The sequence below is a fragment of the Nesterenkonia sandarakina genome, from assembly GCF_013410215.1.
In the GTDB taxonomy this organism is placed as follows: Bacteria; Actinomycetota; Actinomycetes; order Actinomycetales; family Micrococcaceae; genus Nesterenkonia; species Nesterenkonia sandarakina.
In genome coordinates this window covers 2,300,707-2,322,957 of sequence record NZ_JACCFQ010000001.1, presented here as the reverse complement: position 1 = coordinate 2,322,957, position 22,251 = coordinate 2,300,707, and the positions used below count along the sequence as shown (strand labels likewise).

General features: G+C 68.9%; 18 protein-coding genes. 6 read left to right on the top strand and 12 right to left on the bottom strand.

Features of this window, described 5'->3' with window-relative positions; genetic code table 11:
* Position 1 precedes the first annotated feature (1 nt).
* Entirely contained in the window at positions 2-1,276 is a 1,275-nt protein-coding gene (locus HNR11_RS10650; protein ID WP_179442240.1) for an ion channel protein, read from the bottom strand.
* A 58-nt stretch (positions 1,277-1,334) separates the two neighbouring features.
* The gene (locus tag HNR11_RS10645; protein ID WP_218849690.1) at positions 1,335-1,739 is read right to left on the bottom strand and encodes a phage holin family protein; all 405 of its coding nucleotides are present in this window, start codon (positions 1,737-1,739) and stop codon (positions 1,335-1,337) included.
* Between the two features lie 159 nt (positions 1,740-1,898).
* Here HNR11_RS10645 and HNR11_RS10640 point away from each other — a divergent pair, with 159 nt between their 5' ends.
* The 3 genes from HNR11_RS10640 to HNR11_RS10630 all read left to right on the top strand — a co-directional run bounded on the left by HNR11_RS10640 (position 1,899) and on the right by HNR11_RS10630 (position 4,021).
* Positions 1,899-3,167: a phospholipase D-like domain-containing protein gene (locus tag HNR11_RS10640; protein ID WP_179442238.1), complete on the top strand. Its 1,269-nt coding sequence runs from the start codon at positions 1,899-1,901 to the stop codon at positions 3,165-3,167.
* Positions 3,168-3,255: 88 nt separating this feature from the next.
* Positions 3,256-3,723 carry a hypothetical protein gene (locus HNR11_RS10635; RefSeq protein WP_179442237.1) on the top strand — a complete coding sequence of 156 codons (468 nt, stop codon included), beginning with the start codon at positions 3,256-3,258 and terminating at the stop codon, positions 3,721-3,723.
* Positions 3,716-4,021, top strand: coding sequence for a transcriptional regulator (locus HNR11_RS10630; RefSeq protein ID WP_058889307.1), 306 nt, complete (start codon positions 3,716-3,718; stop codon positions 4,019-4,021). The genes HNR11_RS10635 and HNR11_RS10630 overlap by 8 nt, the downstream gene beginning before the upstream one ends.
* Positions 4,022-4,119: 98 nt before the next feature.
* Here HNR11_RS10630 and HNR11_RS10625 read toward each other — a convergent pair whose 3' ends face one another.
* From HNR11_RS10625 to HNR11_RS10615, 3 genes are read right to left on the bottom strand one after another with little or no spacing between them, the layout of a single operon-like run.
* A complete protein-coding gene (locus HNR11_RS10625) occupies positions 4,120-5,013 on the bottom strand; it encodes an oxidoreductase (RefSeq protein WP_179442236.1) in 894 nt (297 codons plus the stop codon).
* 60 nt (positions 5,014-5,073) lie between these two features.
* Positions 5,074-5,808 carry a response regulator gene (locus tag HNR11_RS10620; protein ID WP_179442235.1) on the bottom strand — a complete coding sequence of 245 codons (735 nt, stop codon included), beginning with the start codon at positions 5,806-5,808 and terminating at the stop codon, positions 5,074-5,076.
* Positions 5,805-7,427 (bottom strand): ATP-binding protein, encoded by a 1,623-nt coding sequence (locus HNR11_RS10615; protein ID WP_218849688.1) that lies wholly within the window; start codon positions 7,425-7,427, stop codon positions 5,805-5,807. Before HNR11_RS10615 ends, HNR11_RS10620 begins: the two co-directional genes overlap by 4 nt.
* Before the next feature lie 241 nt (positions 7,428-7,668).
* Between HNR11_RS10615 and HNR11_RS10610 the strand changes: the two genes are divergently transcribed.
* Entirely contained in the window at positions 7,669-9,207 is a 1,539-nt protein-coding gene (locus HNR11_RS10610; protein ID WP_179442234.1) for a CitMHS family transporter, read from the top strand.
* A gap of 123 nt (positions 9,208-9,330) precedes the next feature.
* Here the strand turns inward: HNR11_RS10610 and HNR11_RS10605 are convergent, their stop codons facing one another.
* Together HNR11_RS10605 and HNR11_RS10600 are read right to left on the bottom strand one after the other, a co-directional pair.
* A complete protein-coding gene (locus HNR11_RS10605; protein WP_179442233.1) occupies positions 9,331-10,692 on the bottom strand; it encodes an MFS transporter in 1,362 nt (453 codons plus the stop codon).
* A 7-nt stretch (positions 10,693-10,699) separates the two neighbouring features.
* Positions 10,700-11,173 carry an Lrp/AsnC family transcriptional regulator gene (locus HNR11_RS10600; protein ID WP_058889497.1) on the bottom strand — a complete coding sequence of 158 codons (474 nt, stop codon included), beginning with the start codon at positions 11,171-11,173 and terminating at the stop codon, positions 10,700-10,702.
* A 463-nt stretch (positions 11,174-11,636) separates the two neighbouring features.
* Between HNR11_RS10600 and HNR11_RS10595 the strand changes: the two genes are divergently transcribed.
* A complete protein-coding gene (locus tag HNR11_RS10595) occupies positions 11,637-12,380 on the top strand; it encodes a LysM peptidoglycan-binding domain-containing protein (protein WP_179442232.1) in 744 nt (247 codons plus the stop codon).
* A gap of 139 nt (positions 12,381-12,519) precedes the next feature.
* Here the strand turns inward: HNR11_RS10595 and HNR11_RS10590 are convergent, their stop codons facing one another.
* The 5 genes from HNR11_RS10590 to leuS all read right to left on the bottom strand — a co-directional run bounded on the left by HNR11_RS10590 (position 12,520) and on the right by leuS (position 21,121).
* Positions 12,520-13,509, bottom strand: a complete 990-nt coding sequence (locus HNR11_RS10590; RefSeq protein WP_179442231.1) for an NAD(P)-dependent alcohol dehydrogenase — start codon at positions 13,507-13,509, stop codon at positions 12,520-12,522.
* 430 nt (positions 13,510-13,939) lie between these two features.
* Positions 13,940-16,453 (bottom strand): ComEC/Rec2 family competence protein, encoded by a 2,514-nt coding sequence (locus HNR11_RS10585; protein WP_179442230.1) that lies wholly within the window; start codon positions 16,451-16,453, stop codon positions 13,940-13,942.
* The gene (locus HNR11_RS10580) at positions 16,450-17,400 is read right to left on the bottom strand and encodes a ComEA family DNA-binding protein (RefSeq protein ID WP_179442229.1); all 951 of its coding nucleotides are present in this window, start codon (positions 17,398-17,400) and stop codon (positions 16,450-16,452) included. The genes HNR11_RS10585 and HNR11_RS10580 overlap by 4 nt, the downstream gene beginning before the upstream one ends.
* A gap of 167 nt (positions 17,401-17,567) precedes the next feature.
* Positions 17,568-18,569: a DegV family protein gene (locus HNR11_RS10575; RefSeq protein WP_179442228.1), complete on the bottom strand. Its 1,002-nt coding sequence runs from the start codon at positions 18,567-18,569 to the stop codon at positions 17,568-17,570.
* A complete protein-coding gene (gene leuS, locus HNR11_RS10570) occupies positions 18,569-21,121 on the bottom strand; it encodes a leucine--tRNA ligase (RefSeq protein ID WP_179442227.1) in 2,553 nt (850 codons plus the stop codon). The genes HNR11_RS10575 and leuS overlap by 1 nt, the downstream gene beginning before the upstream one ends.
* Positions 21,122-21,198: 77 nt before the next feature.
* Here leuS and HNR11_RS10565 point away from each other — a divergent pair, with 77 nt between their 5' ends.
* Complete coding sequence (locus HNR11_RS10565; RefSeq protein WP_179442226.1) at positions 21,199-22,242, top strand: alpha/beta fold hydrolase; 1,044 nt, start codon at positions 21,199-21,201, stop codon at positions 22,240-22,242.
* Positions 22,243-22,251 lie beyond the last annotated feature (9 nt).

Here is a 22,251-nt window from a genome sequence, read left to right as displayed (position 1 = left end):
GTCACGCTGGGAGCTGCTCCTGCTCCTTGCGCACCAGCATCTTCGGAGCCCGCATGACCAGGAGCCAGACCGGAAGCACCACCACGCAGAGCAGGGAGAGCAGGGAGATGTCCCCCGCCACCAGGACCGCGATGAACAGGGCGATCCACCCGTCCCGACACTCGGCCAGGACGGCGCCGAGCACTCCACAGGCCAGGGCAAGGCCCAGTGGTGTCCCGGGGAGCACCGTCTGAACGAGGAGGCCCACCGCTGCCCCGATGAACACCGCCGGGAAGATCCGGCCGCCGCGGAAGCCTGCTGTGGCCGCGATGAGCAGTGCGGTGAGCTTCACGGCCACGATCAGCAGCAGCTCAGAGGTGGTGTAGTCCTCCGCATGAGCGACCAGCTCGGCCATCTGCTGACCTCCCTTGAACAACGTGATCGGACCACCCAGCGCCCCGAGGGCGCCCAGGATGACGCCTCCCAGAGTCGTGTAGAGCAGCGGGTGGCGAAGCCGGCGGAAGAGCCCATGCAACCGTCCGAACACGGAGGCCCCGGCGAGGATCACCAGTGCCGCGGCGCAGGCGACGAGGCCCCCGATCAGGAGATCCGAGGGTTCTGGCACGCCCAGCGGCGGCACGTCCGTGAGTCCCAGCTGCGGTCCGTGGAGCAGCCTCATGGTCAGCGACCCCGAGGCGGCGGCGAGCAGCGGCAGGAACAGCCGGTCCCACAGTGCGCCAGCGCCGGGGGCCTTCGCCACCACACCGGTGAGCACCAGCGCCGCGGCCACCGGAGTGCCGAACAATGCACCGATGGTGCCCGCGGCCGCCAGCATCACGATCAGCCGCACCTCGAGTGCGGGCCGGAACCGCGCGAGCAGCGCCACCAGGATCGCGGTGTTGATCGCGATCACCGGCGATTCGGGGCCGAGGCTCACCCCACCAGCCAGGACCAGCACGCTCACCAGCACCAGTCCCGGCAGCGCCGTCAGGGCCAGCGGGGGCCCCATCAGCTCCACGGTGGCGGAGTCCTCCCCGGCACCGCCTGGAAAGAACGAGACGATCAGTGCGACGCCCAGCCCCACGGCAGTCAGCACCCCGAAGATCCACCAGCCCGAGCCGGGATCCACATCCCAGGCCTCAGGCAGCCTCTCCCAGAGGAGCTGCTCCAGCAGGTGAGCTGCGCCCTCCACGAGGAGAAGTCCCAGGGCGGAGACCACGCCCACGAGGATCGCGGGGACGCAGAGCCGCAGAAGTGTGCCAGCCGTGGGTGCTTCCTGTGCCTGTCCGGATGGCATGGGCGTCAGAGCCTCTGTCCTGGATCACCGTGCACGACGTGGTCGGGCGCACCCAGGCTCAGGCGATGGCCTGCCGGATGTTCTTCTCCTCTTTGCGCTTGTCCCACCAGCGTTTGAGCACGAGATATCCCAGGATCCAGGTTCCCAGTGCGGTGACGATCCAGACCAGGAGCGGGGCGAAGACCCACGCGGTGACCCCCGAGATGGTCAGCCCGTCCGGCACCAGGGTCGCGATCCAGAGTGCCAGGAAGGTTGATATCAGACCCACGCCTCCGAGGATGGCGGAGGCGTACTGCCGTGCCATGTTGAACACGAACGGCCCCAGCACGGCCTGCGCCAGGACGAAGACCAGGACGGCGGTGATGAACCCCGAGGCCTGCAGCGTGACCCCATCGACCAGGGTCTGAGCGAGCAACAGCCCCAGGGAGGCCATCGCCACGTTGATGGCGGCTTGAAGCAACATGCGAATCATGGCGATCCCTCTTCCAGGAGCTTCGCTGACCGGCGATCACCGGCCAGCGCCAGCGTGTTGAGATGGACGAGATGCATCCGGTACCTCCATGAGAATCCTCGAGACACCGGGGGTCAAGAGATGGGGGCTTCACCCGATTAGAGTGACTCCATGAGCCTCTTCACGACCCGCCAGACCCGCCTGATCAGCCTGCGGCCTCCGCGGCGGACTCTTCCGCTCGTCGTCGCCGGTTCGGCGCTGGCCGTGCCCACGCTCACCGCGGTCTCGGTGGTGGCGCTGGATCTGATCAAGCACCGCGGCCGGAAGGATCGTGACGCGCAGCGCCCCGGGACGTTCACCGCCCGGATCGACGAGACGCCGATGGACATCTACACCGACGGTGGAGCGCTCTACGGGGACATGCTCGAGGCGATCAACACCGCCCAGGACACGATCCTGATGAAGACCTACATCTGGAAGAACGATGAGGTAGGTCAGAAGTTCATCGACGCCTTCAACGCGGCGGCTCGTCGCGGGGTCAGGGTCTTCATCATCTACGACGGCTTCGCGAACCTGGTCGTGCCGCGCAGCTTCTACGCCCAGCTCTCGGACGAGGTCCAGGTCTATCGCATGCCCGCAGCCGGTCGCAGCTTCTGGAAGGCCCCTATCCGGTCCACCGGGTTCAACCACTCCAAGATCCTGGTCGCCGATGACACCGTCGGCTTCGTCGGGGGATACAACATCGGATCGCTCTACGCGCAGAAGTGGCGCGACACCCACCTGCGCGAAGTCGGCCCCGCGGTCTGGGGCCTGCGCCAGACGATCGCCCGGCTCTGGAACGAGGACCGCCCCGCGGACCAGCAGATCCCCTGGATCGCACCGGATAACTGGAACCCCGCGGTCCGCGTGGTCGCGAATCTTCCCGTGGACCTGGTCTACCCGATCCGGAACATGTATCTGAAGGCCATCGAGCGGGCCAAGGACCGAATCTGGATCTCGACCCCGTACTTCATCCCGGACCAGCAGATCCTGCGCGCCCTGAAGCTCGCCGCGGAACGCGGGGTCGACGTGCAGGTCATGGTGCCCAAGGATTCCAACCACGTCCTCGCCGACTGGGTCTCCCGCGGGTTCTTCGGGGAGATGCTGGACTCAGGGATCTCGATCCTGCTCTATGCCAGCAGCATGATGCACTCCAAGACCGCCACGATCGACGGTGAATGGTCCACGATCGGCACGGCCAACATCGACCGGCTGTCGCTGTCCTTCAACTACGAATCCAACGTGGAGGTCATCGACCCGGGGTTCGCCGCAGAGATGGAGAAGGTCTTTCTCAGCGACCGGGAGCACTGCGAGATCGTCAGCACCGACAGGTGGCGCGAACGGCGCCCCATGGCGCGGCTGACCGAGTGGGCGCTGATCCCGTTCCGGCCGGTGCTCTGAGCACCCCTTCCCCCTCGCCCAGTCCGTCCGGAACACCGGCACCAGATTTCACTTGCCGCTATGGAAAACCACACTTAGACTTTCCGGCATGGAAAAGAACTCTTCGGGCGTCTCTCCCACCGAGGCCGCCTCTGCCCTGGACACGCTCACCGAGGACCGAGCACGCCTGGCGTCCCGGACCGCAGTCCCGCGGACGCTCATGGCCACCTTCGGAGGTGTGGCGGCGTGGTGGGTGGCCTCCGCGGCGAGCATCTCTCCCGGGGAGCACTATGAACCCCCAACCTCGGGGTGGCTGGCCCTGGTCGGCGCACTGATCATCACCCACCTCCTCCAGCGCGAGACCGGCCTGCGGCTGCGCAGCGTGGGAGCCCGCGCGGGCTGGGCCCTCGCCGGGATCCTGGCGGCATGTCTGGCGCTCTTCAGCGTCTCCCTGGGCCTGGTCTCCCTCGGTCTTCCCTGGGCGGTGGCGCTGACTGCCCTGGTCGCCTTCGTGACGACGACGTGGCTTGCCGGACTCGCCTACCGCAGCGCCCTGGAGGAGCTGCGGCGTGACTGAGGCCCGATTCGACGAGACCATCCACGCGCCGGTACGGCTGCGCATCTGCGGTCTCCTGCGACCGGTGGATCACCTGGACTTCGCGGTGCTGCGTGACACGCTCCAGGTCTCGGACGCCACGCTCTCGAAGCACCTGAAGACCCTCTCCGCCGCCGGCTATGTGTCCTCGAGCAAAGCCGCCTCGGCCGGTCGCGGAGACTCCCGGCAGATCACCTGGCTTCGCCTCACCCGCACCGGGCGCTCCGCCTTCGCCGCTCATGTCCAAGCGCTGCAGGAGATCGCCGGGGCAGCGGGCTGAGGGCCGCCGCCCGCACCCTCCAGTCGCAGCGCGCACCCTTTGGCAGCCGCCCACGACCAGTGCCGAAGCCCGCCACAGATCCGAGGCAGCTGGGGCGGCTACTCGGACCCGAGGCCGAAGCGAATCCCGGTGAGCTCCTCCGAGACCTCCCAGAGTCGCCGGGCAAGGTCGGGATCGCTGGCCCTTGCTGAGCGACCGACCAGGGACGGGCTGCCGTGCAGCTCCCAGCGCCCGTCCGGACCGACATAGCTGGCGCCCGGCAGCTCATGGGTGGCGGCGAACAGGCTCGGCAGCGCACCCTGCTCACTGGTCTGCGCCAGCAGCCGTCCGGCGAGATCGACGGTGGCGATGAGCGGCTTGCTGCGACCCTGCGTGCCGAGATTCGTCGCGGAGTACCCGGGGTGGGCGGCGAAGGACTGCACCCGGGATCCGCCGCGGCGCAGTCGGCGCTCGAGCTCCAGGGTGAACAGCAGGTTGGCGAGCTTGGACTGACCATAGGCCTCTGCCAGGGAGTACCGGCGGGTGCGCAGCGCCAGGTCCTCGAAGTAGATGTCTCCGGCGCGGTGCGCCCCCGAGGCCAGGGTGATCACCCGATCGCACACCTGCGGCAGGAGCAGATTCGTCAGCGCGAAATGCCCCAGGTGGTTGGTGCCGAACTGGAGGTCGAAACCGTCCTTGGTGAGGGACCCTCGGCCTCCGGCGACCCCGGCATTGTTGATCAGCAGATCCAGCGGCCCACTCCAGGCGGCCGCGAAGTCCCGGACCGAGCCCAGATCCGCCAGGTCCAGCCGACGCACCTCGGTGCGCCCGGACATGGCCGCCGCGGCGGTGTGCCCGCGCTGTTCATCTCGCACCGCGAGCACCACATGCGCCCCGGCACGGGCCAGCGCGCTCGCCGTCGCGAAACCGACCCCGCTGTTGGCCCCGGTCACCACGGCGGTGCGGCCGTGGAGGTCCGGGAGGTTTGCTGCGGTCCAGGTGCGCCTGCTCATGGCATGAGCCTAGTCAATGCGGCACCGACGGCGGAGCACGGCCTGCCCTGCGGCCTCGGCTCAGGGCACCCAGCGGTAGCGGTGTTCTGGTCGTCCCGCCTGGCCGTAGCGCAGCGTGAGCTCAGCGCGACCTTCCGCGCACAGGTGCTCGAGATAGCGGCGGGCGGTGACCCGGGCGATCCCGGTGCTCTCCGAGACCTCGACGGCGGAGACATCGCCCTGCCGCGAGCGCAGCTCACGGGCGACCCGTTCGGCAGTGGCCGCGGTGAGACCCTTGGCCATGGAGCGCGACGCCATCGGTCGCATCATCCCGAAGAGCGCGTCGACGTCGTTCTGGGTGACGGTGGCCAGTCCGGACATTCGCTGGCGGGCCGCCGCATAGCGCTCCAGCTGATCGCGCAGCTGGCGCAGCGGGAAAGGCTTGATCAGATAGTGCAGCGCACCCATCGCCATGGCTGTGCGCACATGCTCGACATCGCGCAGCGCAGTGATCAGCAGGACGTCGACCACACCGACCTCGCGCAGCCAGGTGGAGCTCCGGAGCTCCTCAAGCACCGCCAGCCCGGTGCGGTCGGGCAGGAAGAGATCCAGCAGCACCAGGCCTGGACGGTGGCGGCGGACCGCCTCGAGGGCCTCGGCGGCAGTGTGGGCGGTGGCCACCACCGTGAAGCCGGGCATCGAGTCGACCAGCTCCTGGTGATTCCGGGCCACGCGGACGTCGTCGTCGACGATCAGCACGGGAACCTGGGCGGCGCCCGCCGGTCCGCGGGAGCTCGGGGCTGGCGAGCGGGTCATGGCGTGCGCACCTCAGCTCGGATCGGCAGGTAGGCGCAGAAGCTGGTCTCTGGGTCCTGCTCCACGGTGACCGAGCCGCCGCGTCTGCGGCAGGCCTGGTGCACCAGGGCCAGGCCCAGGCCGCGCCGACCTGCGGAGTCCTTGGTGGAGCGCCCGATGCTGAAGATCTCCTGGGCGATCCCGGGGTCCAGACCTGGGCCTGAGTCGATGACGCGGACCTCGACGAGACCCTCGGTGACCTCGCCGTGCTGTCTGACCATCAGCTCCACCGCCCCGTCCACGCCTGCCGCGTCCATGGCGTTGTCCACCAGGTTCCCGATCACCAGCAACAGATCATCGCGCAGGTCGTGGGGGCTGCCGGCGGGCAGCGCCGAGAGCTCGGAGAGGCTGAACTCCACGCCGCGCTCGGCGGCCTGGACCGACTTGGCGAGGACCAGGGCAGCGACGGTGAGGTCCTCGATCCGGGCGGCGATCTCGGCATCGGCCCCGGAGGTGGCCAGTGAGAGCTCGCAGAGGTAGTCCTGGGCCTGGTCCACACCGCCAAGCTCCAGCATCCCGGAGACCGTGTGCAGCCGGTTGGCGAACTCGTGGCGCTGTGCGCGCAGCCCGTCGGTGACGGTGCGCGCCCCGTCGAGCTGGTCGCTGAGCCGGGTGAGCTCGGTGCGATCGCGCAGCGTGACGACGACGCCGCCGTCGGCCTGGCGCATGCGCACCGGCCTGCGGTTGCAGACCAGGATCAGCCCGTCCACGCTGAGCAGCAGATCCTCCCCCGGCTCTGGTCCGGTGAGCACCTTCTGAGCGTCCCGGCTGAGGCCCAGCTGCGCGGGGGTGCGTCCCAGGTGGTCGGCCGGCAGACGCAGCAGTTCGCGGGCCGGGGTGTTGGCCAGTACGACGCGCCCGTCGCGGTCCAGGCCGATCACCCCTTCGCCGATGGCATGCAGCAGCGCCTCACGGTCATCGAGCAGTGCGGTGATCTCCCGCGGTTCCAGACCGTGGGTGTCTGCGCGCAGCCGACGGGCCAGCATCCGGGCTCCCAGCGCGCCGATGCCCACGGCGAGCGCCGCGGCGGCCAGGATCAGCGGGAGCTCACGCACCGAGGCCAGCCGGACCTCGGAGGCCTGCACGCCGACCGAGACGAATCCGATGATCTCCTCGGCCTCATTGGCGATCGGCACCCTGGCGCGCATCGTCAGACCCGCGTGCCCGTGCTCCACGCCGGTCCAGCTCTCCCCCGCCAGCACCGGCGCCGGGTCCAGCTCGGGCGAGCCACCGATCGCGTCGGGGTCCGGGTGGGACTGTCGCAGCCCGTCGGCGTCGGCGATCATGATGTATTCGTAGCCGCTGGCCTGACGCAGCGTCTCGGCCCACGGGGCCAGGATCTCGGCTGGGTCCTCGGTCTCCAGCGCGTCCTGGACGGTGGACATCACCGCGACAGACTCCGCCATGGTGAGCACTCGCTCCTGGTACTGGGCGCGGACCTCCAGGTATTGATTCACTCCCCACAGCAGGCTCACCAGAGTCACCGCCCCGACCAGCAGCCCGATGTTCCATCGGAAGAGCCGGCGGACCAGCGAGACCTCGCCTGGGGCGGCTGAGGCTCCGGATGAGGCCACGGGCACGGCTGCTGCTCCTTCGGATGCGGGTGTGGGTCTGAATCGGGATCCGGAATTGGATCATGGTCTGGGCCTGAGACTTTGTCTGGCCCGGGAGAGCCGGTCTCCGCCGACACTGAGACCAATATGACCAATATTGCGTGGACCTGCACAAAACTGTGGGCCCGATCACAGCCGTTCCATGCTGTCATCTGGCTCACATTCGTGCCGCTGATCGATCCCCCACGCGCATCGAGGAGAAAAAATCATGCTCAGCCTAATCGGCCTGGCGGTGATCGTCACCATGACGACGCTGCTGATCATGGGGCGCATCGCGCCGATCGTCGGACTGACCGTGATCCCGTTCGCCGGCGCGCTGCTGGCCGGCTTCAGCTTCACGGAGATCGGCGACTTCTTCGGAGAGGGCATCGGCGCGGTCCTCGACGTCGCGGTGATGCTGATCTTCGCCATCCTGTTCTTCGGGATCATGAACCAGGCCGGGCTCTTCGAACCCCTGGTGCGGCTCACCGTGAGACTGACCCGCGGAAACGTGATCGCGGTCTGCGTGGGCACGGTGCTCCTGGCGGCGGTGTGCCACCTCGACGGCGCCGGGGCCTCCACGTTCCTGATCGTGATCCCGGCCCTGCTGCCGCTCTACCGGCACCTCGGGATGAGCCCCTACCTGCTGCTGCTGCTGGCCGGCATGAGCATGGGGGTGTTGAACATGCTCCCCTGGGGCGGACCCGTGGCGCGCTCCGCCGCCGTCGTGGGCATGGACCCGATCGAGCTGTGGCGTGGACTGATCCCGGTACAGGTCCTCTGCCTGGTGATGCTGGTGGTCACCGCGGTCCTGCTGGGGCTGCGCGAGCAGCGCCGCATCGCCGCCCGCGCCGGGTCCCCGGTGCACGCTGAGACCCTGTCCGGTGACCAGACGCAGGAGCGGATCGAGGAGCACGAGCTCGTCTCCGCCTCGACCCTCGGCTCAGCCCAGGGCTCGACACCCGGCGCCGAGAGCCGCGGCAGCACCGGAAGATTTGGCAGCACCGGAGGCTCGGGCGACTCAGGGGACAAGGGCAGCGCGGGAGGCTCTGGCGAGATTGCGGAGACCACTCACAGCGCCCGGACTCACGAATTCACCGGCGAGGCCGATGACCTCTGGGGCGGGACCGAGAACGCCGCGGCGACCCCGCGGTGGCGGATGATCGTGAACACGCTGCTGGTCTTCGGGATGCTGGCGCTGCTGATCTCGGACATCCTGCCAGCCCCGCTGGCGTTCATGCTGGGCCTCAGCGCGGCCCTGGTGATCAACCATCCCAAGGTCAGCGACCAGATGGAGACGTTGAAGATCAACGGCGGCGCTGCCATCACCACCGGCGCGATCGTGCTGGCCGCAGGCTGCTTCCTGGGCATCCTGGAGGAGTCCGGGATGCTGGAGTCGCTCGCCACCGACGCCGTGGCGATCCTCCCTGGTGCGCTGATCCCCTACCTGCACCTGATCGTCGGAGTGTTCGGCCTGCCCCTGGAACTGCTGCTGAGCACCGATGCCCACTACTTCGCGCTGCTTCCAGTGGTGGAGGGAGTCTCCACGCAGGCCGGCGTGAGCACCCTCGCAGTGGTCTACGCCGTGCTGGTCGGAAACATCATCGGCACCTTCATCAGCCCGTTCTCCGCAGCATTGTGGCTGGCGCTGGGCCTGGCCGGCTGTGACATCGGCAAACACATCCGGTACTCCTTCGTGCCGATGTGGATCTTCTCGGTGGTCGCCCTGGTGCTCGCACTGGCGCTGGGCCTGATCCCCTGGAGCTGAGGTGCGGAGGTGCTGGGGTGCGGAGGTGCTGACCGTTGAGCTGTTCACTACACGGCCATGCCAGCGCACTCACCGGGTCAGCGCACTCGCCGGGTCAGCGCGTTCGGCCCTGATGCGCGCAGTTCAGAGCACGTCGACCCGGCGACCGGCGAGCAGTCCCACCAGCGCCATCACGACGACGGCGCCGGCAATGATCCACAGCACCAGCGACCAGGACCCGGAGAGCTCGAACAGGCTGCCGGCGAGCAGCGGACCCACCGCGGCGAGCAGGTACCCCACCCCCTGCGCCATCCCGGAGAGGCGACCGGCCTCCCCCGCAGTCCGGGCGCGCATGCTGATCAGGGTCAGCCCGGCCAGCAGGTTCCCACCCGAGGCGAAGCCGACCACCAGCGCCCAGACCGGCATCGCCGCGGGGAGCAGGATGATTCCCAGCACGCCGAAGAACATGATGCCCGCCAGCGCCACGATCACCGCACGTTGATCCGCGGCACGCTGCATGATCGGCCCCGTCACCAGGCTCGCGAGGATCCCGATGGCCTGATACGCGCCGAGCCAGAACCCTGCCGCGGCGTCGGTGACTCCGTGGGAGGTCTGGATGGCCGGGAACCAGGTCAGCATCAGGTAGAAGATCCCGGACTGCAGGGCGAAGTAGGCGGTGACCTGCCAGGCCACGGCGGAGCGCCACATGGATCGGCCTGGGGTGCCCGGGGCAGGGGCCTCGGGGAGCGAGCCGACGTCGTCCCTGGGGGCAGGGTCGAGGCCCTCGGTGGATTCGGGTGCGGCAGGTGCTGCCCCGGCGTCGGGAGCTGCCGGGCTCGCATCATGGTGCTCCGGAGCGTCAGTGGAACCCAGCTCCGGCCTGGACGCTGCGCCAGCCGCTGGTCGCGGTGATGCGCCGCGGCGGCGAGGGGCTCCGAGCCGGACTCCCCACAGCGCTGCAGAGATCAGTGCGAAGATCGCGGAGACCCCCAAGGTGAACTCCCACCCGGTGGCCGCTGCGACCGGGACCGCGCTGCCCGACGCGATGGCCGCACATCCGACCAGCACCGCCGTATAGAGCCCGGTCATCACCGGGACCCGAGCGGGGAAGTCTCGCTTGACCACTGCCGGGACCAGCACGTTGCCCACCCCGATGGCTGCGCTGAGGATCACCGTTCCCGCAAAGAGGGAGAACCCGCCCAGCGGCAGCGACCGCAGTGCCGTGCCCACCCCCAGCAGCAGCAACGAGACGAAGATCGTCCGCTCCAGTCCCCAGCGGCGCCCGAGCGCTGCCACGAAGAGCGCGACCACGCCGAAGCCCAGGGCGGGAATCGCGCCCAAGAGCCCCAGCGCCGCCGGACCAAGACCGGTGTCTTCACCGATCCGTTCGATCAGCGGGCCCACCACCGTGATGGCAGGACGCAGGTTCGCCGCCACGATCAGCACCGTGACCACCATCAGCAGGTGCGGCAGTCGCGTGGGCGGGGACGGCTCGGCTGCGCTCACCCCCGGCTCACTCGTCGAAGGACTTCCCGGTGTTCAGATGCGGGCGCTGGCTCTTGATGATCTTCATCGGGAAGGCGGAATCTGTGCCCTGCACCCCAGGGATGGTGAGCACCTTCTTGGTGAGGAACCGCTCGTAGGCGTGGAGGTCGGCTACGGCGACGCGGACGAAGTAGTCCGGGGAGCCGAAGAGTCGCAGCAGCTCCAGGACCTCCTCGTACCCGGCCATCGTGTTCTCGAAGCGTTCTACGGTCTCCCGGTCCCCCCACTTGAGCTCGATGTCCAGTCCGACTTCGAAGGACTGCCCCAGCGATTCCGGGTTGATGTCCGCGGTGTAGCCAAGGATGACACCCTCGGCCTCCAGCCGCTGCACCCGCCGCAGGCAGGGTCCAGCAGTGAGCCCGACCTTCTGGGCAAGGGCCGCGTTGGAGATTCGACCATCTTCCCGCAGCGCCGAAATGATTGCGCGATCCACACCGTCCATCACCCGATTCTTGCACCAGATCAGCCGCGATGGCGGCTGCAGCACCAAAATTCCCACATTGTGGAAGTGGCTCTGCGCGCAGCGAGAGCACCGAAGCGCGGGGAGAGCCACCGACTCGCGTCACTCACATGTTATTCACAGAAACGTTGATAACGGGTAGATAACGAAGCCTGTTCCCCGTGATTCCGGGGTTCTTGTGGGCCTCAGGGTCCCTGAACCCCGGTTGACGCAATCAAACCGAGACCTTTTACTGGTTATCGGACATCTTCTGTGATGCCGCCGTGACGACTGGGCCTCCGTTCCCAGGCCCGCACACGGCGTCCCGGAAGCACCGGAGTCGGCTGCCCACCACCGTCCATGCCGACTCAGGTGAAACTTGACCGCTACACATCATGAAGGCGGACGGTGGCACGAGGACGGCCCGGGAGGGTCACGAGTGCAGGGACTTCGGGACTCAACTCTCATGCAGACCAAGCAGACTTTCAAGAAGGTTCTCGGCGGCGGACTTGCTGCTGCCACGCTGGCCGGTGCAGCCGTTGTGGCTCAGGCTCCTGCTGCAAGCGCCTCGGGCCAGTGGGACCAGCTCGCGCAGTGCGAGTCCGGTGGCAACTGGTCGATCAACACCGGCAACGGCTACTACGGCGGCCTGCAGTTCTCCCAGCAGTCCTGGCAGGCAGTGGGCGGCTCCGGTCTGCCCAGCGAGGCCAGCAAGTCCGAGCAGATCAGCCGCGCGCACGCACTCTGGGAGATCCAGGGCTGGGGCGCATGGCCCTCCTGCTCCTCCCAGCTCGGCCTCTCCGGCAACCCCGGCGGCGGCGGCTCCACCAGCGCTGCTCAGAGCGGCTCGACCTCCGAGCAGTCCGCTCCGCAGCAGGAAGCTCCTGCTCCGGCTCCTCAGCCGGCCCCTGAGCCAGCACCCGCTCCCGAGCCAGCCCCTGAGCCAGCACCCGCTCCTGCTCCGGCCCCCGAGCCCGCACCGGTCGAGCAGGCACCTGTGGAGCAGGCGCCCGTCGAGCAGGCACCGCAGCAGACCCAGGTGCAGACCTCGGGCGAGACCTACACCGTGCAGTCCGGCGATTCGCTCTCCAAGATCGCCAACGCTCTGGGTCTCGACTGGAAGGACATCTGGAACGCCAACACCGACACCGTCCAGGATCCCAACCTGATCTTCGTCGGCGACCAGCTGAAGCTGCCCGTCGCAGGCTGATTCAACGCGGTGCCGTCAGGCACATCACTTGGGGGCGTCAGCGCAGAGCTGACGCCCCCAAGCTGTCTGATCATCCGGGTTCAGCGCCAGCGCGATGGACCGGGCCCGCCCTGCCCGGGATCGCTGCCGTGAGCAGCCCTCAACCTTCTGCATCGGGGGCAATCGTGATCGCGACCTTCCCGCGCACCTCCCCGGCTTCGAGATGCCGCATCGCGTCTGGGACCTCCCCCAGCGAGAAGGTCCTCTCCAGGCTGGGCACGATCCGCCCGCTCTGGAGATAGCCGGCGAGTCGATCCAGGTCACTCCCGCGTTCCTTGGCCGCGAGCATGCTCAGCCGCTGGCTCACGAACCGAGACAGCAGCGGCGCTCGCAGGTTTCTGCCGAACCCTCCGGTGAAGTCACCGCCTCCCTCACCGCCGACGATGACGGCGGTCCCCTTCGGTGTCAGTGCGCGCCGCAGCCGGGCAAGCGTGGGGTTGCCTGCAATATCGAGGATCAGATCGTAGTGGGAGCTTCCGTCAGCGAAGTCCTCCCGGGTGTAGTCCATGACATGATCCGCGCCGAGGGATCGGACGAAGTCCTGCTTGCCAGTACTGCAGACGCCTGTCACCTCCGCTCCAAGCTCCTTGGCCAGCTGCACTGCGAAGCTGCCCACACCGCCGGAGGCACCGAGGATCAAGACCTTCTGCCCCGCTTGCAGTTCACCCACGTCACGCAACGCCTGCAGGGCTGTTCCGGCGGAGATGGGGACGACTGCGGCCTGCTCGAAGCTGAGGTCCCCCGGCTTCTGGGCCAGTTTGGTCTCTGAGACCGCGGCGTACTCGGCGAAGGAGCCTCGGGACATCCCGTAGACCGGCTCGCCCACGGCGAACCTGGTCACCGCAGAACCAACCTCCGCGACCGTTCCGGCGACATCGATTCCCGGCACCAGATTCTTCGGGCCTCGGAAGCCGAAGCCGATGACCCGCAAGAGATAGGGTCGGCCAACCATCATGTGCCACGTTCCGCGGTCCAGGCCAGCCGCGCGAACCTGCACCAGCACTTCGTTCTCGGCGATCACGGGTCGGGGGATCCTGGCGAGACCGAAGACGCTGCTGGAGCCGTACCCGGCCTGCACGATCGCCTGCATCGTGGGCTTCTCCTGCGGTGTAGCGCGTGGCGCACCGCGCCTGGTGCTGTGCTGTCTCTGCATTCTCATGATGTCTTCCCAGTGTGATGACGGGCTGCGCCTGTGGATGCCGAGCCCTGGTGCTGAAGTTGTTCAAGGAACGGGTCTGCCGGACCAGCACGTCTCACCGATGGAGGCTCTGAGGGCTCGGCCACACGCCGCGTGCACAACGTACGTCCTGCTGATGCGGGGCTGCTATAACGCGGGGCCAGGATCTGCTGGTGTTATCGCCAGGGCTCCGGTGCGGCCGGGTGGGGTCCAGGCGGAGCGCAGAATGGAAGCCACGGGAGGTCATCCGGTGGCCGCCAGCGCAGTGCGACGCTGTGGGCCAGACCTGGTCCCCCGGCTCCTCGAGGACTTCGAACGTGCGGGTCGCCGGGATCGGCTCGAGTCAGGGAACAGCGTCCGCCTCCAGACCATCTGCATCCACAGTGAACACCACTGTGCCGTGCAGATCAGTGCGGTAGACCGCGGCGCCTAGTCCCTCCAAGGTGCCGATGATCTCCGCTGAAGGGTGCCCATAGGAGTTCTCCTCCCCCACCCCGATCAGGGCCGCCGCCGGCCGGGTCGCCTCCAGCACCTGCGTGCCCCCGTTGGACGCCCCGTGATGAGAGACCTTCAGCAGATGAACCCCCTCTGGTGGACCCACCCGACGCAGCAGCGACGCAGCGACCTCCTGTTCCATATCGCCCATGGCGAGCAGCCGCAGCGGCTGCTCCGCGGAGCCGATGACTCCCGGCTCCAGGCGGGAATCGGCGATCTCGAAGAGCGCCACCAATGAATTGTCATTGGCCTCGGCGTGATGGGCCTCGGCGGCCCACACGGTCAGGCGGACCTGGACCCCGCCCAGGAACTCGAAGGTCTCCCCAGCCTCCGGGCGGTGCACCGGCACATCCACCGGCAGCTCCGCGACGGACTCCACCTCGGTGCCCACGTCCCAGTCTGCGCTGCCGGCATGCAGGACCAACCCCGCTTCCCGATCTTGGAGGACCCCCGGAGTCCCGCCATAGTGGTCGCGGTGTTCATGGGTGAGCAGCAGCGCCTCGACAGTGTCCACTCCGAGCTTCTCAAGACATCGGTCCGCGAGCAGCGGGTCCTCTCCGGTGTCCACGATGACCCCGGCGGCCTCTTGGGTTCGCACCACCAGCATGTCTCCCTGGCCCACATCACACAGCGCCACCTGCCACTGATCGATACCCCGGGTGGGCGTCAGCGCGGTCACCGGCAGCACCAGCGCGAGCACAGCACCCGCCATGCCGGCGAGCAGAAGCACCTGCCACAGACGGAAACGCTCCACCAGGCCCCAGGCCAGGACCACTGCCGCGAAGACGTAGAGCACCACCAGCGCCCAGCCCAGCCACCCCTCGGGCCATGGGGCGGTGGCCTGCGGCAGCCCCGAGGCCACCCGCCCGATCAGCCCGAGGCAGGCTGCCGCCCAGCCGCAGCACCAGAGGATCGGCACCGCCAACCAGGGCAGCGTCGTGGAGATGACTGCCGCGAAGGTGCCCGGGACGGTGATGAACGGCACGAACGGGGCGGCCAACACGTTGGCAGGAATGGCGTAGGTGCTCATCGACGCCGAGAGCGGCAGCAGCACCGGAGTGACGAAGAGCTGCGCCGAGAACGCCAGAGCCAGCGGAGCCGCCAGCACCATCGGCAGGAAGCCTTCGAGCCGCTCACGGATCCTGGTTCCCAGCACCACGATCCCCGCGGTGGCAGCCGCACTCAGCTGGAACGCCGGTTCCATCGCGTAGAACGGGTCAAACACCAACAGGCCCAACACACAGAGACACAGCAGCGCGAAGGCAGACCGTCCGCGACCGGCGAAGAGGGAGACCGCGGCGATGCTGCCCATCACACCGGCACGGATCACGCTGGGCTCCGGGTGGACCAGCAGCACGAAGAGCAGCAGACCGATCAGTGAGACCGGGACGCTCGTCCAGCGCGGAGCGCGCGACAGCCGCACCAGACCGATCAGCGCCCCCATGACCAGGGCGCAGTTGGCGCCGCTCACCGCGGTCAGATGGCTCAAACCCGCAGCGCGCATCGCCTCGCTGAGCTCCTGGTCCTGGTGTGTGCGGTCCCCCAGGATCAGACCCGGCAGCAGCGCCGGGGCATCACCGACCGCGGGAGCAGAGGCCGCCGCGGTGGCCGAGCGGAGGCCGTTGAAGACCTCGGTGAATTCGGTGCGCGGATCGGCGGGCAGCCGCTGCAGGGGCTCGCCGAAGGGGAAGACCAGGGCGGTCTCCCGCTGGCCCGGGCCCGTCGGGCTGAGCTTCACCAGCCCCTGGTACCGATGGCCGGTGACCAATGACAGCGTGCCCACCCTGGACGCCGCCGAAGGGTGACCCTCGGGCTGACCGATATGCTCCCCGGCAGGCCCGCCGGGAGGCTGACCAGTCGGCTCCGCGGAGGGGTGGCCAGTCGGCGCCGCAGCGGAGTCTTGGATGATCACCACGAAAGCGTCGAGGGGCCGTGGGCGGTCCTCGCCGGAGAGGACCGCGGTCTCCACCGTCGCCGCAGCCGCGATTCGAGTCTGGCCGTCGAACCCCGGGGTGCTGAGCACCTCCGGCTGGGCCGAGACCCGCAGCGTGACCATGACCGGGACGTCACTCTCCACCGCCGAGACCCACCCGCTGCTGTGATGCTCTCGGGCTTCGGTCCCGGCCTGGAACGCCACGGCGCCGGCCAGGACGCAGCAGAGCAAGATATGCAGCGGCGCGGCCGCAGTGCTCAGGCGGTGCAGGAGCCAGGCCCCCAGGGTGGCCAGCGCCCCAACACCCAGCAGGGTCCACCCCAGGTGCAGCGCGTGCTGCCAGGGAAGATGCACCGCCGCCAGTGCTGCCGCCCAAGAGGACAGAGCGGCCGGAAGCAGCCGCAGATCCAAGGGTTTCCCCGCGGTCACCAGGTCACCAGACCCTCCACATCTGCCAAGATCACCGGCCCGATCCCGCTGACCCCCGCGAGCTCCTCCAAGGAGCCGAAGGCCCCGTTGGTCTCGCGGTGGTCGATGATCCGCTGCGAGAGCGCGGGGCCGATCCCCGGCAGCTCATCCAAGGTCGCCGCATCGGCCGTATTGAGGTTGATCAGCTCCCCAGCCCCCGCCCCGACCGCTGCCCCTTCTCCAGAACCTTTCCCCGAGCCATCTCCAGCCCCTTGCCCAGACCCGGGCGGCGCCCCTTGCCCGACCTCCGGCCCGGTCCCCTGACCGGCCCCATCACCTGCTCCCACGTTCGGCCCGGGAGCACCTGTCGCTCCAGCCGCCGGTGGCCCTGTCCCCGCCTTGAGCTCCTCCGGTGTGGGCACCCAGATCAGCGCACCGTCCTGGACCGGCGTGGCGAGGTTCAAACCACCGGGGTCTGCCTTGGAGGTCATCCCGCCGGCAGCCTCGATCGCCTCATGTACTCGCGCACCGGCGCTGAGCTCCACCACACCCGGGGACTCGACGGCTCCGCCGACGTGGACCACTACCGGGCTCGCGTCCTGCGCCTCAGGTGCTCCCAGCGGGGTCCGAGCGTTCCCGGGCGCATCCGGTGTCTGCGACAACCCAGCGCCCTGACCCGGGTCAGCGACCCCTGCGCCCTGCGGCTGCCGGGGCCCGCTGGCCTGCGCGGGATTCTCAGATGCGCCGAGGCCGGGCTGGCCCTGCCCTGGCTGTGGTGGATCCGGCACAGCTGAGTGCTCCGAGAGACCCGCGAGCCAGGAGACCGCCAGCCAGGTCAGCAGACCGATGACGATCACGAGCACTCCGGCAAGTCTCAACCGGATGCGCGCCGGAGCGGAGTGCTCACGCTCCCGGTCCGCGCGCAGCCGCTCGCGCCTCGTCAACTGATCCTCAGGCCAGACCTCCATGACGGACACGCTAGAAGCCTTCACCGCTGGGCGGCCCGGAAGGACCTCTGCTGTGCGCAGCGGAGGGCCACGGGGTCGTCGGCGGATGGCTGGGGCAAACCCCCGGGCCCCGCTGGGCGCCAAGCCGGCCCGGCGCCACCGGGCCAACAGCCGGGCCTATGGGTGAGTCAGCGGGTGCCGGGAAGTTCCGGGTTCAGTGACACCGCGAGAGCACCCAGACCGAGATGGGCGGCGAGCACGGGGGGAAGGTCCACCACTGGTATCGGGCTGGCCGAGAGCGGACCCAGCGCCTCGGCAAGCTCCAAGGCCTGGGCCTGGTTGCCGAACCCGTGCACGGCGAGGCGCGGGGCGGTCATGCCGTGGGCCTGCTGCGCGACCCGGTCCTGGAGCCGCTCCAGCGCCCGTGGCATGGTGCGGGGTCGCTCGACAGGGTGGATCTCCCCCTCGACGAGCTGCAGCAGCGGCTTGACCCAGAGCAGCCCGCCGATCAGCGTGGACATCGCATTGATCCGGCCGCCGCGGCGCAGCTGGTCCAGGTTCGGCAGCACGAAGAGCGACTCGGCCTGCTCGGCGCTGCGCGTGGCGGCCTCCGCCACCGACGCCGGGGACCCGCCGAGCTGGGCGGTGATCGCCGCGTCGATCACCGCGTGTCCTAGTCCCAGACCTGCCTGTCCGGAATCGATCACGGTGACCGGGAAGTCCAGCTGACCCGCAGCGAGCCGAGCCGCCTCCACGGTGCCCGAGAGCTTCGCCGAGAGGTGGATCGACACGACCCCGGCGTAGCCCTGAGCCTGCAAGGCCTGATAGGCCTGCATCAATCGTCCCGGGGACGGCCGAGACGTGCGCACCGGACTGCCCACGGCCAACGCCATCGGAAGATCCCGGTCCAGGTCAGGGCTGGTCTCCGGGTAGATCTGGTCCCCGATCATCACCGGGATCGGCACCGAGATGATGTTCGTCCCGACGGGACCCAGCAGCACCTCCTGGGTGCCGCGATCCACCGGAAGTGAGGAGGAGGAGTCCGTGACCACCGCGATGCGCCCCTTCCTGCGGCGCAGGTGGGGTCTGCGCCCCGGCACGGCAGCCCGCCGTGCCAGCAGGTCGGCCTCGAGGGCGCTGCGCCATCGGGCCAGACTCTGCTGGCAGCGTTCTGCCGGCCGGGGGTTCATCAGCCGGTCACGACGTTGACCAGCTTCGGTGCGCGCACGATCACCTTGCGCACCCCGCCGCCGTCGGCGATGTACCTCTGGATCCGGGGCAGCGCCAGCGCCTGTGCCTCGAGGTCTGCCTCGCTGATGTCTGCGGCGACCTCCAGCTTGTCGCGCAGCTTCCCCTTGACCTGGACCACCGCGGTGACGGTGTCCTGGATCAGCAGGGACTCGTCCACCGAGGGCCAGGCGGAGTTCGCCACTGATGGCTCGTGGCCGAGCATCTCCCACATGTCTTCAGCGGTGTAGGGCGCCACCAGGGAAAGGATCTGCGCGGTGACCTCCGCGGCCTCGCGGACCGCCGGGTCGGCCGCGCCAGCGCCGGAGTCGATCTCCTTGCGGGCGGCGTTGACCAGTTCCATGGTGCGGGCGATGACCACGTTGAACTTCTTGTCCTCGATCAGCTGCGCGGCGTCCTGGATGGTGCGGTGGGTGACTGCGCGCAGCGCCGTGGCGCCACTGGCCGGGTCCGCTGCCGCCTCGGAGGAGACGTCCTGGGCCAGTCGCCAGGCGCGGGCCAGGAACTTCGCCGAGCCCGAGGGTGAGACGTCGGCCCAGTCCACATCGTCTTCCGGCGGGGAGGCGAAGACCATGGTCAGCCGGACCGCGTCGACCCCGTAGATGTCGAGCTGCTCACCCAGGTTCACCCCGTTGCCCAGAGATTTGGACATGGCCTTGCCGCCGTTGAGCACCTGGCCCTGGTTCAGCAGCGCCTTGAACGGCTCGGTGAAGTTCACCAGTCCCAGGTCGAAGAGCACCTTGGTGAAGAACCGGGAGTAGAGCAGGTGCAGGATGGCGTGCTCCACCCCGCCCACGTACTGGTCCACCGGCAGCCACTTGTTGATCTCCTCGCTGGGGAAGATCTCGGCGTCGTTGGTGGGGTCGATATAGCGCAGGTAGTACCAGGAGGAGTCCACGAAGGTGTCCATCGTGTCGGTGTCCCGGGTGGCGGGGGCGCCGCAGGACGGGCAGTCCACATTGACCCAGTCGCTGGCCCCGGCCAGCGGGGACTTGCCCTTGGGCGCGAGCTGTTCCCCGCGCATCCCGGTGGGCAGCTTGACCGGCAGCTGGTCCTCGGGCACCGGAACCTCGCCGCAGTCGGCGCAGTGGATGATCGGGATCGGGGCACCCCAGAAGCGCTGCCGGGAGAGCAGCCAGTCGCGCAGCCGGTAGTTGACCTTGGCCTCGCCCACGGTGTTCTCTGCGAGCACCTCAATGGCGCGGGCGATCGCGGCGTCCTTGTCCAGGCCCTCCCAGGCCGGGGAGTTGATCGCGGTGCCCGCACCGGCGGTGGCGATGCCGGTCTCCGCCGGGTCCTCCTCGCCGGTGTCGACGACGACGCGGACGTTGAGCCCCATGGTGCGGGCGAACTCCAGGTCGCGCTGGTCATGGGCGGGCACGCCCATCACGGCGCCGGTGCCGTAGTCGGCGAGCACATAGTCCGAGGCCCACAGCGGGAGCTCCTCGCCGGTGATCGGGTGGATCGCGTAGCGGCCCAGGAAGACACCGGTGCGTTCCCGCTCGGCGGACTGGCGCTCGATGTCCGAGACGCTGCCCAGAGCATCCCGGTAGGCCTGGAGCTCGGCGCGCTGGCCCTCGGTGACCAGCTCCATGGCCAGGTCGGCGTCGGCGGCGACCACCATGAAGGTGACCCCGTAGAGCGTGTCCGGGCGGGTGGTGAACACCTCCACCGGAGGGTGGTCGGCGGCGTCGGGAGCAGAGCGGATCTCATAGCGCACCGAGGCGCCGGTGGAGCGGCCGATCCAGTTGCGCTGCATGGAGAGCACCCGGTCGGGCCAGTGGCCCTTGAGCTCGTCCATGTCTTCGAGGAGCCGGTCGGCGTAGTCGGTGATCTTGAAGTACCACTGGTTCAGCGACTTCTTGATCACCGCGGTCCCGCAGCGTTCGCAGGCGCCGTCGACGACCTGCTCGTTGGCCAGCACGGTCTGGTCCTTGGGGCACCAGTTGACCGGGGAGTCCTTCTTATACGCCAGGCCCTTGCTGTAGAACTGCAGGAACAGCCACTGGGTCCAGCGGTAGTAGGACTCGTCGGAGGTGTGCAGCCGGCGGGTCCAGTCGGTGCTGATCCCGTAGCGCTTGAAAGACGCCGCCTGGGTCTCGATGTTCGCGTAGGTCCAGTCCGCCGGGTGGGCGTCGTTCTTGATCGCGGCGTTCTCCGCGGGCAGCCCGAAGGAGTCCCAGCCGATCGGGTGCAGCACGTTGTAGCCGCGCAGCCGGGCATACCGTGCCGGGATGTCCCCGATGGCGAAGGCCTCGGCATGGCCCATGTGCAGGTCCCCGGAGGGGTACGGGAACATGTCCAGCACGTACTTCTTCTCCCGGTCATCGGCCGGGTCCACCACGAAGGTGCCCTGTTCCTCCCAGAGGGGCTGCCAGCGGGCCTCCATCTCCTGGAAGGAGTACTGCTTCTTCTCGCCCTGGGAGTCAGCCGAAGGGCTGCTGGGCTGCGTCGCAGTGGTATCGGCTACAGCGGTTTCGCTCGCGTGGCTCACCTGGGGGGCACCTCGTCGTCGTCGGGTCGTATCTTGGACCCCGCCAGTCTAATTGAGTTCCCCGCTAGGCTGGGCCAGTGATCCGCACCTGGACCGAGCACCCAGCCCGAAGTGGCATCAGACGAGACGTCGCGCTGGACTTTGCCTGCCCCCAGTCTGACGGCCAGGCCCCCGAGGACGACGGCGCGGCCCGGCTGAGCACCGCCGCGGCAGTCTGGCACTACCCCGCCCAGGTGTCCGCACCGGTAAACTCGGCGCGACCCGCCCGGCGGCTGCTGCTGATCCACGGGTTCCGCGGGGATCATCATGGGATGGCGCTGATCGTCGACGCGCTGCCCGAGTTCGAGATCTTCGTCCCAGATCTGCCGGGCTTCGGCGCGACGCCGCCGCTGCGACGCGGCGCGGGGGACCTCGCGGAGCATACCCTCGGAGCCTACGCCGCCTGCGTGGAGGCGCTGGCCCAGGCGCTGGACCTGGGACCCAGCGATGTGCTGGTCGGCCACTCCTTCGGCTCGATCATCGTCGCGGCGCACGCTGCGCAGACCAACCCAGCGGCGCACGCTGCGCAGACCCTGCCGGCCGATCCGGCGCCAGGGTCATCGCAGTCCCGACGCTGGGCGGGTCTGGTCCTCTTCGCCCCGATCAGCAATGACATCTTCACCGGCTCCCTGCTGCCGGGGGCGGCCGCAGTGGACCTCTACTACCGCGCCAGCGGCAGGCTGCCTGCACCGTGGGCGCAGGTCCTGCTGCGATCCTCGGCGGCGCAGGCGGTCACCAACGCGTCGATGATTCTCGCCCGCGCCCCGGAACAGGTGGCCTACATCAAGGACCAGCACCGGCGGTACTTCAGCGGCTATTCGGATCCCGGCACCCTGCTGCAGGCGTATCGAGCCTCCAGCAGGCACACCGTCACGGAGTTCGCGCCCAGTCTGGATCTGCCGGTGCTCTTGGTGCCGGGCGCACAGGATCAGTTGAGCACTCCCGCTGGGCAGCGGCGTCTGCGCCGGATGCTGCCGCAGGCTTCCTCCGAGGTGCTGCGCGGCACCGGTCATCTGCTGCACTACGAGAAGCCGGCCCAGGCGGGCCGGGCGCTGCGCCGCTTCGTCGCCGGGTTGGACTGAGCGCCGGCA

Excerpts from the sequence above, each read along its gene's own strand:
- HNR11_RS10640 (WP_179442238.1), top strand. The coding sequence starts at position 1,899 with ATGAGCCTCTTCACGACCCGCCAGACCCGCCTGATCAGCCTGCGGCCT.
- HNR11_RS10610 (WP_179442234.1), top strand. The coding sequence starts at position 7,669 with ATGCTCAGCCTAATCGGCCTGGCGGTGATCGTCACCATGACGACGCTG.
- HNR11_RS10590 (WP_179442231.1), bottom strand. The coding sequence starts at position 13,509 with ATGCAGGCGATCGTGCAGGCCGGGTACGGCTCCAGCAGCGTCTTCGGT.
- HNR11_RS10580 (WP_179442229.1), bottom strand. The coding sequence starts at position 17,400 with ATGGAGGTCTGGCCTGAGGATCAGTTGACGAGGCGCGAGCGGCTGCGC.
- HNR11_RS10625 (WP_179442236.1), bottom strand. The coding sequence starts at position 5,013 with ATGAGCAGGCGCACCTGGACCGCAGCAAACCTCCCGGACCTCCACGGC.
- HNR11_RS10600 (WP_058889497.1), bottom strand. The coding sequence starts at position 11,173 with ATGGACGGTGTGGATCGCGCAATCATTTCGGCGCTGCGGGAAGATGGT.
- HNR11_RS10595 (WP_179442232.1), top strand. The coding sequence starts at position 11,637 with ATGCAGACCAAGCAGACTTTCAAGAAGGTTCTCGGCGGCGGACTTGCT.
- HNR11_RS10645 (WP_218849690.1), bottom strand. The coding sequence starts at position 1,739 with ATGTTGCTTCAAGCCGCCATCAACGTGGCGATGGCCTCCCTGGGGCTG.
- HNR11_RS10635 (WP_179442237.1), top strand. The coding sequence starts at position 3,256 with ATGGAAAAGAACTCTTCGGGCGTCTCTCCCACCGAGGCCGCCTCTGCC.
- HNR11_RS10650 (WP_179442240.1), bottom strand. The coding sequence starts at position 1,276 with ATGCCATCCGGACAGGCACAGGAAGCACCCACGGCTGGCACACTTCTG.
- HNR11_RS10575 (WP_179442228.1), bottom strand. The coding sequence starts at position 18,569 with ATGAACCCCCGGCCGGCAGAACGCTGCCAGCAGAGTCTGGCCCGATGG.
- HNR11_RS10620 (WP_179442235.1), bottom strand. The coding sequence starts at position 5,808 with ATGACCCGCTCGCCAGCCCCGAGCTCCCGCGGACCGGCGGGCGCCGCC.